This window comes from Shimia sp. R9_1, assembly GCF_017743775.1.
In the GTDB taxonomy this organism is placed as follows: Bacteria; Pseudomonadota; Alphaproteobacteria; order Rhodobacterales; family Rhodobacteraceae; genus Shimia.
The window spans coordinates 663,633-677,710 of sequence record NZ_JAGHRN010000002.1 but is presented as its reverse complement, the minus strand read 5'-3'; the positions used below and the strand labels follow the sequence as shown (position 1 = coordinate 677,710).

Here is a 14,078-nt window from a genome sequence, read left to right as displayed (position 1 = left end):
AATGTTGTCGAACAGGGAGACATCAAATGGAAACGCTTGTTGAGAGTGCACAGGGCTACGCACCGCTGGTTGTGTCAGCTGTGAAAGCACTGGTGGTTCTGGTCATTGGTTGGATGGTTGCTGGCGCAGTGAGCCGTATGGTACGTAATCGCGTGAACAAAACACCGGAAATCGACCAGACACTGGGCAATTTTGCCGCCAGCATCGTGCGCTGGGTGATCCTTCTTATGGTGCTGGTTGCCATCCTTGGCATCTTTGGCATCGAGGCGACCTCTCTGGTCGCGATGTTGGGCGCCGCGACACTGGCGATTGGCCTCGCACTGCAGGGCACGCTGAGTGATCTTGCTGCGGGCTTCATGCTGATCCTCTTCCGCCCCTACAAAATTGGGCAATATGTGGATGTTGGCGGCACGGCGGGTACGGTCGTGGATCTGAACCTGTTTGTGACCGAGATGGTCACACCGGACAATGTACAGATCATCATCCCCAACGGTCAGGCCTGGGGCTCGATCATCACCAACTTTTCCGCTCATGAGACGCGCCGCGTGGATGTGGTGTTTGGCATCGACTACGGCGATGATGCAGAGAAAGCCAAGCAGATCATTCTGGACACCGCAAACGCCGACGCGCGTGTCTTGAAAGATCCTGAAGGCTGGGTGCGTGTCACCAATCTGGGCGACAGCTCTGTCGACATCACCATGCGCGTCTGGTGCAAGGCAGAAGACTATTGGGAGCTGAAGTTCGCACTCACGCAGGCCGTGAAGGAAGCCTTCGACAAAGGTGGCATCTCGATCCCTTACCCACACACGGTGGAGATCAAGCGCGAGGCCTAGGGGTGGCGCCAGTTCACCATGTTTTTGCAGGAGGCGCCCCAAAGAGGGCGCCTTTTTTGCGACTGCTGAGCAAGTTGGCAAAGCGGCCACGGCCACTGCATGGTCTTACATCAGGATGATGTTGGACACGCCTGCCCCCCGACGCAGCGCGCGCACCTCGGCAAATTCGGGATCCTCGATCCAGGCTTTGGCGGCATCCCGATCCGGGAAGGTGAGGATGACCGTCACGGTTGGCGCAGCGCCCTCCCCTTCGATCACTTCGGCTTCTTTGGAGACGTGCAGCGGCGCAGCGCCGTGCTTTTTCAGCGCCATGCCCGCTTTCTCACGGTAGGCTTCAAAGCTCTCAGGGTTGGTGATGGTCAGATTTACAAAGGCGTAAGCGGTCATTTTGGTCTCCGATGCTAATGTCTTGCCGCATACTTAGGTGCCGGTCGGATGTGAAAAAACGATCATTGATGCAACCACTCTGTGCAAATATGATCACCCCTATGCACAACTGGGATGATCTGAAATTTGTTATGGAAACCGCCCGCCATGGCGGCACCAGCGGTGCAGCACGCGCGCTTGGCGTCAACCACGCCACGGTGGCGCGACGGATCGCGGCGGCAGAAGCCTCTCTGGGCACGCGCCTGTTTGAGCGCCTGCCAAGCGGCTATGTCCCCACGGAGGCAGGTTGGGAGGCCGTCCGCGCAGCTGAATCTATGTCTGATCTGGAGCGAGGGCTGGACCGGACAATCGCAGCGCGGGACACGGCCATTCGCGGGCCGCTCAAGGTGACGGCACCTGAACTGCTGATCAAACGCATTCTGTCCCCCATTTTTGCGGACTTCATAGACGCGCATCCGGAGATCGCGCTGTCTCTGGTGGCCACCAATGAAACCGTCAATCTTGCGCAGCGGGATGCGGATGTGGCCATAAGGTTCGCCAAATCACCGCCGGACACTTTGGTTGGCACTCAGCTATTTGAACAGAAAGGCGCGGTCTATGCGAGCCACGCGCTTTTGGCGCGGGACGAAGGCGGTGAGGCGCCGCTGGATTGGATCCGTTTTGCCCATTGGCCCGGGCCGCCGGAAGCGATCAAAGCCGCGCGGCCAAATCTGCGCACGCGGCTGACCGTAGACGATATGGCTGCTGCTGTGGGGGCTGTCCGCGCTGGGATCGGTGCAACGCGCATGGCCTGCTTTCTGGGAGATAGCGATCCGGCACTTGCGCGTGTGCCGGGCCTGCCGCTGTTTCCGCAAATCCCGCTCTGGGTGCTCACCCATGCCGATCTCAGACAGGTGCCGCGGGTGCGCGCTTTCACCGGTTTTGTCACGCAGCGCCTGAAGACGCTGCGTCCGTTGTTTGAAGGAGACTGCCCTCAGGACTTGAGCGCCAGAGAGGGCGAAATCACATCAATGCCAAGCGCTTTGCCCACCGCGTAATAGGTCAGCTGGCCTGCGTGCACATTGAGGCCGTTGAGCAGATGTGGATCATCCTCGCAGGCCTGTTTCCAGCCTTTGTCCGCCAAATTCAGCAGGAACGGCAGCGTGGCATTGCCCAGCGCCTGTGTTGAGGTGCGCGCCACAGCCCCCGGCATATTGGCCACGCAGTAGTGCATGATGCCGTCGACCTCGTAGATCGGATCTGCATGAGTGGTGGCGCGTGAGGTTTCAAAGCACCCACCCTGATCGATTGCCACATCCACCAGCGCCGCGCCCGGTTTCATTTCCGAAAGCTGGGCACGCGACACAAGTTTGGGTGCCTCCGCGCCGGGGATCAGCACCGCGCCAATCACCATGTCGGCTTCACGGACCAACTCGGCTGTAGCACCCGCCGTAGAATATTGGTTTTTGAACGTGCCACCAAAGACATCATCCAGATACTTCAGCCGAGGCAAAGAGCGGTCCAGCACGGTGACATCTGCGCCCATGCCTGCGGCGATCTTGGCAGCATGGGTGCCCACGACCCCACCGCCGATCACAACAACATTGGCTGGGGCCACGCCCGGGACACCGCCCATCAACACACCGCGACCGCCGTTTGCCTTCTGCAAGGTCCATGCACCAACCTGGGGTGCGAGGCGGCCAGCGACCTCAGACATGGGCGCCAGGAGCGGCAGGCCTCCACGACTATCGGTCACCGTTTCATAGGCGATGGCCGTACAGCCGCTCTCCAAGAGATCTTTGGTTTGCTCCGGATCCGGCGCGAGGTGCAAATAGGTGAATAGCAACTGGCCTTCACGCAGCATTTTGCGTTCAACGGCTTGGGGCTCTTTCACTTTTACGATCATGTCGGCGGTGGCAAAAATGTCTTCTGCGGTCTCGATCATCGTCGCGCCGGCAGCGCGATAGTCCTCATCGGTGAACCCAGCGCCGATCCCGGCACCCACCTGAATGATCACCTCATGGCCGTGGGCCACCGCCTCTCGCGCGGCGTCCGGCGTCATACCGACACGAAACTCTTGAGGTTTGATTTCGGTGGGGCATCCGATTTTCATGGTCTCACTCCTGACTTTACCTAAAGGAAGGTTAGAGTGAGGCCGCAAGAATATGCTTCATTTTTAGGCAGAATGAAAACTCGCCTTTGCAAGATACTTCGAATAGAGAGAGCAAACACGCAAGGAGCTTTCGCAATATGTCTCTTGATCCGACAGATCGTCGCATACTGACCGTCCTTCAAAAACAAGGCCGGATTTCCAACGCCGAGCTTTCAGAGCGCGTGAACCTCTCTGCGTCCGCCTGCCACCGCCGAGTACACCGGCTCGAAAGCGAGGGATACATCAAGGACTACGTGGCCCTGCTCGACCCGCGCAAACTGGATGTGCCGACAACTGTTTTTGTGGAAATCACGCTGTCAGGTCAAGCCGATGAGGTTCTGGACGCCTTTGAGAAAGCGGTGGCGCGCATTCCTGATGTGCTGGAGTGCCACCTGATGGCAGGAACGGCGGATTACATTCTGAAGGTCGTCGCGGAGAACACCGAGGATTTTGCGCGCATCCACCGTCAACACCTCGCACGCCTGCCGGGGGTGGCCCAGATGCAGAGCTCTTTTGCGCTACGGACGGTTTTTAAGACAACGGCGTTGCCGGTGTAGTTTCTTGAATCAAAACGGGCGGCACCAACGCACCGCCCGCTCTTTTTTTTCACGTACAAGCTGCGCTTTATTCTGCCGCAGGCTCAAGCTTATCCGCTGTGCGGGTTTCAAAATCCTCAGCCGCGTGGCGTTCGTGAAGTTGCTTGTCGAGATCCCCCCAGCTGCGGTTGACCATCACACCGCGTTTCACGGCCGGGCGGTCGTTGATTTCCTTGGCCCAGCGCTGCACGTGTTCATAGCTTTCCACATCGAGGAACTCGGCCGCCTCATAAAGACGCCCAAGCGCCAGCGCGCCGTACCAGGACCAGATTGCGATGTCGGCAATCGTGTATTCGTCACCGGCGATGTATTTGTTCTCTGCCAGCTGGCGGTTCAGAACATCAAGCTGGCGCTTGGTTTCCATGGCAAAGCGGTTGATCGGGTATTCCCATTTCTCTGGCGCATAGGCGTAGAAATGGCCAAAGCCACCGCCCAGATACGGCGCGCTGCCCATTTGCCAGAAGAGCCAGCTGATCATCTCAGCGCGCTTTTCCTTTGGCCCCAAGAAGGCGTCAAATTTCTCTGCAAGGTGCAGAAGGATCGCGCCGCTTTCAAACACGCGCACTTCTTTGTCGCCGCTCAGATCCATCAGCGCGGGGATTTTGGAATTCGGGTTTACGCCCACAAAACCGGAGCCAAACTGATCGCCCTCACCAATGTTGATGAGATAAGCGTCATACTCCGCGCCTTTGTGACCTGCTGCCAGAAGCTCTTCCAGCATCACGGTGACTTTCACGCCGTTGGGCGTGGCCAGTGAATAGAGCTGGAATGGATGCTCACCGCGGGGCAGCTCTTTGTCATGTGTCGGGCCTGCAATTGGGCGGTTGATGCTGGCAAATTTGCCACCGCTTTCAGAATCCCAAGTCCAGACTTTCGGGGGGGTGTAGGTATCGGTCATGCTATCGCGCCCTGTGTGAAATCGAATTCTCGTTAACATAAGAACTTTGCCCGGGTTTCAAAGCGCTAGAAGTAAATTGTTTGTCATGCCGGTCTGACGGGTATTTGGCGGCGGAACGAGACACCTATACACGCCCAAAGTTTTGGTCTATGTGCTGCGCTTCTTGCCACAAATGATGATGAGAGCGGTTCAGATGATGAGGGAGCCCGCCGACGCCGTCCAGCTGGCACTCCTCAGATGAAAAGTGAACATCACCGTGAAAACCGCACTTCAGGCCGCGCTTGACGCAAAAGGCTATGACAAGCTCACCCAGGTTCAGGAAGCCGTAATGGCCCCGGAACTGGCGGGCAAAGACCTTCTTGTTTCCGCACAAACAGGCTCAGGCAAAACGCTGGGCTTCGGCCTTGCAATCTCCTCCACCGTGCTGGGCGAGGCAGAGGCCTTTGATGAGGCCGCCGCACCACTGGCGCTGGTCATCGCGCCGACACGCGAATTGGCGCTTCAGGTGAAACGCGAACTGACCTGGCTTTATGCCGAAGCAGGTGCGCGCGTGGCCTCCTGTGTGGGCGGCATGGACATGCGCGACGAACGCCGTGCGCTGGCGCGTGGCGCGCATATTGTTGTGGCCACCCCCGGCCGTCTGCGTGACCACATTGACCGTGGCTCTATCGACCTCTTGGACATCCGCGCCGTCGTGCTGGATGAAGCGGATGAAATGCTCGATCTGGGCTTCCGCGAAGAGCTGGAATTCATTCTGGAGCAGGTGCCGGAAGAGCGCCAGACGCTGCTGTTCTCCGCCACCGTGCCAAAAATGATCGCGGAACTGGCCAAGAACTATCAGCGTGATGCGATCCGGGTGGAAACCAAATCCGAGCAAAAGCAGCATGCCGACATCACCTATCGCGCCATGACGGTGCTGGATCGCGATGCGGAAAACGCCGTGATCAACACGCTGCGCTTTTACGAAGCGCCAAATGCAATTGTCTTTGCCAACACCCGCGCCATGGTGGCCCGTCTGACGACTCGTCTCTCCAACCGAGGCTTTCAGGTGGTTTCGCTGTCTGGCGAACTGTCTCAGACAGAGCGTACCCACGCCCTGCAAGCGATGCGCGACGGCCGTGCGCGTGTCTGTGTCGCCACCGATGTGGCCGCGCGTGGCATCGACCTGCCAAACCTCGATCTGGTGGTGCATGCCGAACTGCCGAACAACCACGAAACCCTGCTGCACCGCTCTGGCCGGACCGGCCGTGCAGGCCGCAAAGGGGTCTCCGCGCTGATCGTCACCCGCAAGTCCCGCAAAAAGGCAGAGCGTCTGCTGCGGTGGGCCAAGCTTGAAGCCGAGTGGTCTGGTGCGCCTTCTGCCGAAGAAGTCAGCGCGCAGGATCAGGCGCGGATGTTTGCCGATCCGGACTGGATTGTGGAGCCAACTGAGTCAGAATTGCCTCTTATTGAATCTTTGCTTGGAACATTTTCGCCCGAGCAAGTGGCCGCGGCCTATCTGCGACTTTACAATTCCAAACATTCCGCGCCTGAAGAGATTGCGGAAAGCGATGCCAAGCCAGCCCCGCGCAAGGATTTTGGCCCCTCTGTTTGGTTCTCGATCTCCGGTGGTCGCAAGGCAGGTGCAGAGCCGCGCCGCCTGCTGCCAATGCTGTGCAAACTGGGCGATCTGACCAAAGACGACATTGGTGCGATCCGCATCAATCCGGAAGAAAGCTATGTGCAGGTTCTTGAAACCAGTGTGGCAGGCTTCCTCGCCGCGATTGGCCCGAACATGACGCTGGAAGAAGGCGCAAAGCTGACGCAGATGGAGAATGCGCCTGTGCTGGAACGCAGCCCACGTGATGCGCGCGAGGGTGGCAAAAAACCGTTTGGCAAAGGCCCGCGTAAAGACGGTGGAAAACCGCATCGTGGCAAAGGAAAGTTCGAAAAGCCACGGCATGACCGGGATGAACAGCGCCCTGAGCGCGGTGAAAAGTCGGATTTTCACAAACCAAAACGCGATAAATTCTCAGAAAAACCAAACAAATCAGCATCTCCGGTGGACTGGAACGACGATCCAGCCCCACGGCAGAAGAAGCCAAAACCCGGTGCCGCCAAATCTGCTCCAAAGGACGGAAAACCGAAGTCAGCCTCAAAACCGGCCTATGGCGCAGCCCCGGGTGGGAACGCGGCGCCGCGTCGGCGCGCAATGGCTGATGGCGCATTGAGCGATGCCAAGCCTCACCGCAAAGGCGGCGACAAGCCCAAAGGTCCACCGCCCCCAAAAGGCAAAGCCAACAGCAAGAAGAACAAAGCGCGTCGTGCGGCGGCGGCATCTGCCCCGAAAGGCAAACCGCGCGCTTAAGCCGGAACAGCCTCAGGCGTCAGCGCCTCCAAGGCGCTGCCGTCCGGCGCGGTCAGTGTGAGCATTTGCGTGGCACTGGCCCGCCCGCGCAGGGTGGTCTCCTCCACCGCTGCCAATCCAAGCCCCATCGGCAATGTGATGTCATTGGCGGTTTCAGCATCCAAAATCACCGAAAGCCCATGCGCCTTGCAGGCCTCCTGCAGGCGCTTGGCGCGGTTGATCGTGTCGCCGATATAAACCACTTGGCGTTTTTCCCAGCCACATTCCCCGACAGCCACCGGCCCGCCGGCCACGCCCATGCGCAATGAAGGGGCAACACCGTATTTGGCCATGTAGTGGTCATGGCGCGCCGCCACGATCTGAAAAATCTCATCGATGCACTTGAGGAGCCGCATGTTTCCGTCCGGCCCGCGATCCCGCCAGCTCATGATGATCTCATCGCCCACATAGTTGTGGATCACCCCCTGATGTTTTTTGATCACTGGATCGATGTCGAGAAAGAAGCCCGTGATCATCTCAAGCGCGCGCTGATCGCCAAGCTTTTCCGTGATCGACGTGGACCCTTTTAGATCGGCCAGGACAAAGATCCGGCATTCCTCGGTGGGCCGCGCATACCGCCCGAGCAGGAAATAGGTCAGCGTCCGCCCGCCGATCAAACGCCGCGCCTGCAGCATGAACTGAATAAAAATGCCGGTGCAGAAGGCAAACAGGAAATCGGGAAACAGCCCCTGCTGAAACCACATCACATAGGTGTCTTTGTCCCGGATCAGCACCAGATGCGTGGCCGCCAGCGAAAAAAGCAAGATGCAACAGGTGATCAGCATCCGCAGCGCCAAGCCTCGTCGGAACTTCAGGCTGCGCTGCCACCGCCCAATTGGGCTGTTGCTGATCCAGACCTCAAGGCCCACAGCAATGGTGGCCACGATCACACCGCGCACGGCTCCGCGCCAAAGCGCCAGAAGGCCCAACCCCCAACCCATCATATCGGCCAGGACATAGCTGTAGATCGCTCCGACAATGGCACCAACTGTCAGCACAAAAAGAAAAGATCCTAGGTTGCGAGATAGCATGGCTGCCCTCAATCTTAGCTTCGGGAACGCCATGGGAGCCCCGGTTTTGTCTGGCATCTAAGCACAAAATGCCCTGATGCAACAAAAGACAAACCCCCATGGCCGGGCCATGGGGGTCGTCAATTCTTGTGTCCAAGCTGGAGAGGTGTGCTTAGAGCAAACCTTCACGCTGTGCTTTCTTACGCGCCAGTTTACGGGCACGGCGGATCGCTTCAGCCTTCTCGCGCGCTTTTTTCTCGGACGGCTTTTCGAAATGTTGCTTGAGCTTCATTTCGCGGAAGACGCCTTCACGCTGCAGCTTTTTCTTCAGGGCACGAAGCGCCTGATCGACATTGTTGTCACGAACACTAACCTGCATGTGGTTTTCACCACCTTTCTAAGTTTGAGTTGCAATGAAATTGCAGGAGCCCGGCGTATAGCAAGTCGTCCCGTCTTTGTCTAGTATGGGTGCAACGCCACCTCGCGACAGGGAGAGAGCCCGTGACGGAGACCCCCAACACCGACCTGAAATCCCGCCTTTTGGACGCTGCAGAGATGCATGTGCCCTTTGATGGCTGGTCTGAGGCCACTTTTACCGCTGCCATCGCGGACAGTGGTGTGGATGCCACCGTTGCGCGTGCAATTTGTCCGCGTGGCGCGGTCGACCTTGCGGTGGCTTTTCACAAGCGCGGTGATTCTCAAATGGTCGCAGCCATGGGAGAGACCGCAGTCGCAGAGATGAAAATTCGCGAAAAGATCACCCATGCGGTGCGCCTGCGCCTTGAGCTCTGCCCGGATCGTGAACTGGTGCGCCGCGGCTCCACACTCTTTGCGCTTCCGCAACACGCAGCCACCGGTGCGCAGCTGATCTGGGGCACGGCAGATGCCATCTGGACTGCCATCGGTGACACTTCGCGCGACCTAAACTGGTATACCAAACGCGCCACACTTTCGGCGGTCTATTCTTCCACGGTGCTCTACTGGTTGGGCGATGACAGCGAAGGCAACACCGCCACATGGGCGTTTCTGGATCGTCGCATCGAAAACGTCATGCAATTTGAAAAGACCAAAGCCCGGTTCAACAAAAGCCCGCTTGGGCGCCTTATGGCCGCCCCACTGGAAGCGGCGTCAAAATTTCGCGCCCCCGATCTGCCCAACAACATGCCTGGCAGCTGGACACCCCCTTCGCGCTAAAGCGCGTTCCCAAAACGGCTTCTCATTCGGCAAATATCCCCGGGTGGCCATCGCTTGCGATGGCAGGGGCACCCCCCCTTTTGCCTGCCCTAGCGCCACAACGCCCTCACGTCAGGACAGCAAAAGCCTCTGTGCGCGATGCCAGCCGCTCTGCTACACAGTTCCCGAACACAGGAACCCAGAGGGACAGATCATGACAGAGACGATGCGCGCCGTTGAAATCACCAAACCCGGCGCGGCCGATGTGCTGAAACTGACCGATCGCCCGATCCCGACACCCGCCGCTGGAGAAGTTCTCATCAAGATTGCCTATGCTGGCGTCAATCGCCCGGATGTGCTGCAACGCGCCGGACTCTACAACCCACCTGCAAATGCCTCTGATCTCCCGGGCCTTGAGGCCTCAGGCACCATCGCGGCAGTGGGCGCCGGTGTGCCCCAATGGTCTGAAGGGGATGCCGTTTGCGCGCTGCTGCCCGGCGGTGGCTATGCCGAATATGCGCTGACCCCGGCGGCACATTGCCTGCCCCTTCCAGAAGGATTGGGCCTGCAAGAAGCCGCCTGTCTGCCTGAAACCTTTTTCACGGTCTATTCCAACGTCTTTCAGCGCGGCGGGCTGCAAGCGGGAGAGCGCTTTCTGGTGCATGGCGGCTCCTCCGGCATTGGCACAACGGCCATCCAACTTGCCAACGCCTTTGGTGCGCGGGTCTTCACCACCGCCGGATCTGACGAAAAGTGCAAAGCCTGCCTCGATCTTGGCGCCGAACGTGCGATCAACTACCGGGACGAGGATTTTGTCAGCGTTCTGCGCGCCGAAGGTGGAGCCAATCTGATTTTGGATATGGTGGGGGGCGACTATCTGCCCCGCAATGTCAAATCCCTGGCGGATGATGGCCGCCTTGTGCAAATCGCCTTTCTGCAAGGGCCGCAGATCGAATTGAACTTCGCCCATGTGATGATGCGCCGCCTCACAATCACCGGTTCAACGTTGCGCCCGCAAAGCGATCTGGCCAAAGGCAAAATCGCCGAAGCTCTGTTGCGCGACGTTTGGCCCTTGCTGTCATCCGGTCGCATCGCTCCGGTGATGGACAGCGAATTTGCTTTGAGTGATGCGGTCGCGGCGCACCAACGTATGGAGAGCAGCGGCCACATCGGCAAAATCGTCATGAAAGTGGCCTAAACCCAGGTTATAACCCCCCAAATCGCTGCATTTTTTCTCTCCTCAAACCCTCTGCCATCCGGCAAAAAGGGCCACAAAAGCCAAGCACATTTATGTGCCTAGCCAAAGTGGGGAAGACATCTTGAGAAAAATCGGATTGCTTGTGGTGGCCGCAGCACTGGCGGTGCCATTTGTGTGGTGGCCGTCAATCGCGCAGGGTCGCGACGGTGTGGCGCTCTTTAGCCAATATCTGGGCCTGGGCGCTTTGATCGCCATGGCCTTCTCACATTTGATCGCCACCCGCTGGCCCGGCGTTGAAATGCTCTTTGGCCCGCTTGATCAAAGCTATCGTCTGCACAAGTGGCTCGGCATCGGTGCCATGGTCGCGATCCTTCTGCATGACACGATTGACGCGGAAATGCGGGGCCTTGGTCGCGAAACCGCCCTTGTTGAGCTTGCCGAGACCTTGGGGGAAATCAGCCTCTACGGTCTGCTGATACTTGTGGTCATCACCATCGCCACTTTCATCCCCTACCACCTGTGGAAATGGACCCACCGATTCATCGGTATCTTCTTTGTCTTTGGTGCGTTTCATTACCTGTTCATCCTTAAACCCTTTAACAACGGCGATCCGCTTGGGCTCTATATGCTGTTGGTCTGTGTGGTCGGCATAGTGGCCTACGCTTGGACGTCCGCGCCGCGAGGGCTCCGCCCCAGCCGCAGCTATGAAATCATCCACGTCACACAGCAGGGTGATGCGGTCGCTGTGGACCTCGCGCCCAAAGGCCGTCCACTGCGCCACCGCGCGGGCCAGTTTGCTTTTTTCCGCTTTTCCGGGGCCGGGTTTAGCGAACCGCACCCTTTCACCATTTCCGCAGCGCCCAATGAAACAGGCGATCTGCGCCTGACCGTTGCGCCACTTGGAGATCTTACCAGCCATGTCGCCCACAGCTTGAAAGCCGGACAGGCGGTGCAAGTGGACGGCCCCTATGGCCATTTCGGTCGCGCAAAGGGCCATCAGGTCTGGATCGGGGCCGGCGTCGGCGTAACACCATTTGTCGCCCTTGCGCAGGCGCTTCCCGCTGAGGCGCCGCCTGTGACTTTCATCTATTGCATACGTGATCGGGACAACGCCGCGCATCTGGCAGAACTGGAAAGCCTTGCGGCAAGCAAATCAAATCTCGATCTTGTTCTTTGGCAAAGCCAGACACGCGGACGTCTTTCCGCCACGACCCTCGCTGCAGAGATCCCGGACCTTGCCACACGCAAAGTGCTGTTTTGTGGCCCCATCGAGATGCGCCGCAGCCTTGCCAAAGATCTGCCAAAGCAAGGCGTCGACCAAAAGAATTTCCTCTATGAGGAATTTGAAATTCGAACGGGCATCGGCCTGCGCCGCCTGGTTGCCTGGCTCTGGCAGAGTCACCTGGCCAAAAGCGCTTAGGCAAACAAAAAAGGCGCGCCCAATCAGGCGCGCCGAATATCCAATTATTGCGCCAGAGCTTAGATCGCAGCCTTACGGCTTTCTTCCAGATAGATCTCACGCAGACGGGTCGCGATTGGCCCCGGTGTGCCATCGCCCAGCGCCACGCCGTCGATCTCCACTACCGGCATCACAAAGGCCGAGGCCGAGGTGGTGAAGGCTTCATCCGCCTCTTTGGCTTCCTCAATGGTGAACAGACGCTCTTCGATCTTCAGCTGCGCCTCAGCCGCCATGCGCAGCACCGCCTTACGGGTGATGCCGTGCAGGATGTCATTGGACAGAGGGCGGGTGACGATCACGCCGTCTTTGACAAAATAGGCGTTGTTAGAGGTGCCCTCGGTCACATAGCCGTCTTCAATCATCCAGGCATCATCGCAGCCCGCTTTCTTGGCCATCATCTTACCCATGGACGGGTAAAGCAGCTGCACGGTTTTGATGTCGCGACGGCCCCAGCGAATGTCTTCGATGGAGATGATCTTGGCACCTTTCTTGGCGGCTGGGCTATCTGCCAGACCGGGTTTGTTCTGGGTGAAGAGCACGATTGTTGGCTTGGTATCTTCACCTGGGAAGACGAAGTCACGGTCACCGTCAGAGCCGCGTGTGACCTGCAGATAGACTAGACCTTCGTCAATTTCGTTGAGCTCTACCAGCTTGCGGTGGATCTCCAGCAGCTCTTCCTTGGCGCAGGGTTCCGCCATGTCCAGCTCATCCAGAGAGCGCTTGAGACGCACCGCATGACCTTCAAAATCAATCAGCTTTCCGCCCAGAACGCTGGTCACCTCATAAACCGCGTCCGCCATCAGGAACCCCCGGTCAAAGATCGAGACTGTGGCTTCGGTTTCCGGCAGGTATTCGCCGTTCACATAGACGGTGCGGGTCATGTTTGGATGCTCCTTACGGGTTGTTTCAACTCCACCGCGATGCGTGTACGCCACACCCCTCTGCAATGGAACAAAAATTTAGGCGACGGTGGGGCAATCAGCCCCAAAGCGCGGCGCTTGGCGGGTGCACGCCGTTTTCATCAAACACCAGCGGTGTGTCGCGGTCTTCACCGAGCAACAATGGCCCGTCGAGATCGGTGACCATCACACCCTGCGCAATCAGAGTGGCTGGCGCCATGGCAAGGCTTGAGCCCACCATACAGCCAACCATCACTTTGTAGCCTTCTGCCAGCGCCGCTTCGCGCAGACGGAGTGCCTCGGTCAGCCCGCCGGTCTTGTCGAGCTTGATGTTGACCACATCATATTTGCCTTTGAGCTTGGGCAGGCTGGTGCGGTCATGACAGCTCTCATCGGCGCAGACCGGCACCGGGCGCTCCATGCCGATCAGGGCGTCATCTTCGCCCGCTGGAAGCGGCTGCTCCACTAGAGCAACGCCCAAGCGCACCAAATGCGGTGCCAGATCCGCATAGACCTCCGCGCTCCAGCCTTCGTTGGCATCCACAATGATCGTGGATTTCGGCGCACCTGCGCGCACGGCCTCAAGCCGTGGCATGTCATCCGGCGTGCCAAGTTTGATCTTCAGCAGCGGACGATGGGCATTTTTCGCGGCCTGTGCCTGCATCTCGCCAGGTTCCGCAAGCGACAGCGTGTAGGCAGTGATTTCCGGACCAGGCTTTGGCAGCCCCGCCAATTCCCAAGCGCGTTTGCCTGCTTGTTTGCTTTCCAGATCCCAAAGCGCACAGTCCACCGCATTGCGCGCGGCACCCGCAGGCAGCAGATCATAAAGCGCCTCGCGGTCAATCTGCGCTGGCAGCCCTTCGATCTCAGCCGTCACGCTTTCCAATGTCTCATCATAGCGCGCGTAGGGCACACATTCGCCCCACCCCACGACGCCATTGTCTTCAACACGCACGGTCAGCACTTTGGCCTCAGTGCGGGAGCCGCGCGAAATGGTGAACACCTGTGCCAGTTTGAACACATCGGGGGTGACGGTGATTTTCATGCGGTCCTCAAAGTCCTGTGGCTGAAGGGCGCGACACGCGCGCCTCTTCCTCTTGCCAAAAAT

General features: G+C 58.7%; 14 protein-coding genes. 7 read left to right on the top strand and 7 right to left on the bottom strand.

Annotated elements, in window-relative coordinates:
* Positions 1-26: 26 nt before the first annotated feature.
* Positions 27-833 (top strand): mechanosensitive ion channel domain-containing protein, encoded by an 807-nt coding sequence (locus J7399_RS09540; RefSeq protein WP_209085618.1) that lies wholly within the window; start codon positions 27-29, stop codon positions 831-833.
* Between the two features lie 105 nt (positions 834-938).
* On the opposite strand, the gene J7399_RS09535 is transcribed toward J7399_RS09540, so the two are convergent.
* Positions 939-1,220 (bottom strand): DUF1330 domain-containing protein, encoded by a 282-nt coding sequence (locus tag J7399_RS09535; protein WP_209085616.1) that lies wholly within the window; start codon positions 1,218-1,220, stop codon positions 939-941.
* Between the two features lie 101 nt (positions 1,221-1,321).
* On the opposite strand from J7399_RS09535, the gene J7399_RS09530 reads away from it, so the two are divergent.
* Positions 1,322-2,257, top strand: a complete 936-nt coding sequence (locus J7399_RS09530; protein WP_209085614.1) for a LysR family transcriptional regulator — start codon at positions 1,322-1,324, stop codon at positions 2,255-2,257.
* Here the strand turns inward: J7399_RS09530 and ald are convergent.
* On the bottom strand, positions 2,194-3,312 hold the full coding sequence (gene ald, locus J7399_RS09525) for an alanine dehydrogenase (RefSeq protein WP_209085612.1): 1,119 nt from the start codon (positions 3,310-3,312) through the stop codon (positions 2,194-2,196). The two genes, J7399_RS09530 and ald, sit on opposite strands and share 64 nt — an antisense overlap.
* Before the next feature lie 137 nt (positions 3,313-3,449).
* Between ald and J7399_RS09520 the strand changes: the two genes are divergently transcribed.
* A complete protein-coding gene (locus J7399_RS09520; protein ID WP_209059062.1) occupies positions 3,450-3,908 on the top strand; it encodes an Lrp/AsnC family transcriptional regulator in 459 nt (152 codons plus the stop codon).
* 67 nt (positions 3,909-3,975) lie between these two features.
* Here J7399_RS09520 and yghU read toward each other — a convergent pair whose 3' ends face one another.
* Positions 3,976-4,845: a glutathione-dependent disulfide-bond oxidoreductase gene (gene yghU / locus J7399_RS09515; protein ID WP_209076940.1), complete on the bottom strand. Its 870-nt coding sequence runs from the start codon at positions 4,843-4,845 to the stop codon at positions 3,976-3,978.
* 256 nt (positions 4,846-5,101) lie between these two features.
* Between yghU and J7399_RS09510 the strand changes: the two genes are divergently transcribed.
* Positions 5,102-7,192, top strand: a complete 2,091-nt coding sequence (locus tag J7399_RS09510; RefSeq protein WP_209085609.1) for a DEAD/DEAH box helicase — start codon at positions 5,102-5,104, stop codon at positions 7,190-7,192.
* Here J7399_RS09510 and J7399_RS09505 read toward each other — a convergent pair.
* Both J7399_RS09505 and rpsU read right to left on the bottom strand, forming a co-directional pair.
* Positions 7,189-8,262, bottom strand: coding sequence for an adenylate/guanylate cyclase domain-containing protein (locus J7399_RS09505; protein ID WP_209085606.1), 1,074 nt, complete (start codon positions 8,260-8,262; stop codon positions 7,189-7,191). The two genes, J7399_RS09510 and J7399_RS09505, sit on opposite strands and share 4 nt — an antisense overlap.
* A 151-nt stretch (positions 8,263-8,413) precedes the next feature.
* Positions 8,414-8,620, bottom strand: coding sequence for a 30S ribosomal protein S21 (gene rpsU, locus J7399_RS09500; protein WP_005614280.1), 207 nt, complete (start codon positions 8,618-8,620; stop codon positions 8,414-8,416).
* A gap of 122 nt (positions 8,621-8,742) precedes the next feature.
* Here rpsU and J7399_RS09495 point away from each other — a divergent pair, with 122 nt between their 5' ends.
* The 3 genes from J7399_RS09495 (at position 8,743) to J7399_RS09485 (ending at position 12,032) form a co-directional block, all read left to right on the top strand.
* The gene (locus J7399_RS09495) at positions 8,743-9,435 is read left to right on the top strand and encodes a COQ9 family protein (protein ID WP_209085603.1); all 693 of its coding nucleotides are present in this window, start codon (positions 8,743-8,745) and stop codon (positions 9,433-9,435) included.
* A 193-nt stretch (positions 9,436-9,628) separates the two neighbouring features.
* Positions 9,629-10,612 (top strand): NAD(P)H-quinone oxidoreductase, encoded by a 984-nt coding sequence (locus tag J7399_RS09490; RefSeq protein ID WP_209085600.1) that lies wholly within the window; start codon positions 9,629-9,631, stop codon positions 10,610-10,612.
* Between the two features lie 121 nt (positions 10,613-10,733).
* Positions 10,734-12,032 (top strand): ferredoxin reductase family protein, encoded by a 1,299-nt coding sequence (locus tag J7399_RS09485; protein WP_209085597.1) that lies wholly within the window; start codon positions 10,734-10,736, stop codon positions 12,030-12,032.
* A 59-nt stretch (positions 12,033-12,091) separates the two neighbouring features.
* Here the strand turns inward: J7399_RS09485 and J7399_RS09480 are convergent, their stop codons facing one another.
* Both J7399_RS09480 and dgcA read right to left on the bottom strand, forming a co-directional pair.
* A complete protein-coding gene (locus tag J7399_RS09480) occupies positions 12,092-12,952 on the bottom strand; it encodes a D-amino-acid transaminase (RefSeq protein ID WP_209085593.1) in 861 nt (286 codons plus the stop codon).
* A 97-nt stretch (positions 12,953-13,049) separates the two neighbouring features.
* Positions 13,050-14,015, bottom strand: coding sequence for an N-acetyl-D-Glu racemase DgcA (dgcA, locus tag J7399_RS09475; protein ID WP_209085591.1), 966 nt, complete (start codon positions 14,013-14,015; stop codon positions 13,050-13,052).
* Positions 14,016-14,078: the final 63 nt, after the last annotated feature.

What these genes read in the sequence shown, in the direction of transcription:
- J7399_RS09535 (WP_209085616.1), bottom strand. Translation starts at nt 1,220, where the DNA reads ATGACCGCTTACGCCTTTGTAAATCTGACCATCACCAACCCTGAGAGC.
- J7399_RS09520 (WP_209059062.1), top strand. Translation starts at nt 3,450, where the DNA reads ATGTCTCTTGATCCGACAGATCGTCGCATACTGACCGTCCTTCAAAAA.
- rpsU (WP_005614280.1), bottom strand. Translation starts at nt 8,620, where the DNA reads ATGCAGGTTAGTGTTCGTGACAACAATGTCGATCAGGCGCTTCGTGCC.
- J7399_RS09480 (WP_209085593.1), bottom strand. Translation starts at nt 12,952, where the DNA reads ATGACCCGCACCGTCTATGTGAACGGCGAATACCTGCCGGAAACCGAA.
- J7399_RS09490 (WP_209085600.1), top strand. Translation starts at nt 9,629, where the DNA reads ATGACAGAGACGATGCGCGCCGTTGAAATCACCAAACCCGGCGCGGCC.
- J7399_RS09530 (WP_209085614.1), top strand. Translation starts at nt 1,322, where the DNA reads ATGCACAACTGGGATGATCTGAAATTTGTTATGGAAACCGCCCGCCAT.
- ald (WP_209085612.1), bottom strand. Translation starts at nt 3,312, where the DNA reads ATGAAAATCGGATGCCCCACCGAAATCAAACCTCAAGAGTTTCGTGTC.
- yghU (WP_209076940.1), bottom strand. Translation starts at nt 4,845, where the DNA reads ATGACCGATACCTACACCCCCCCGAAAGTCTGGACTTGGGATTCTGAA.
- dgcA (WP_209085591.1), bottom strand. Translation starts at nt 14,015, where the DNA reads ATGAAAATCACCGTCACCCCCGATGTGTTCAAACTGGCACAGGTGTTC.
- J7399_RS09505 (WP_209085606.1), bottom strand. Translation starts at nt 8,262, where the DNA reads ATGCTATCTCGCAACCTAGGATCTTTTCTTTTTGTGCTGACAGTTGGT.
- J7399_RS09540 (WP_209085618.1), top strand. Translation starts at nt 27, where the DNA reads ATGGAAACGCTTGTTGAGAGTGCACAGGGCTACGCACCGCTGGTTGTG.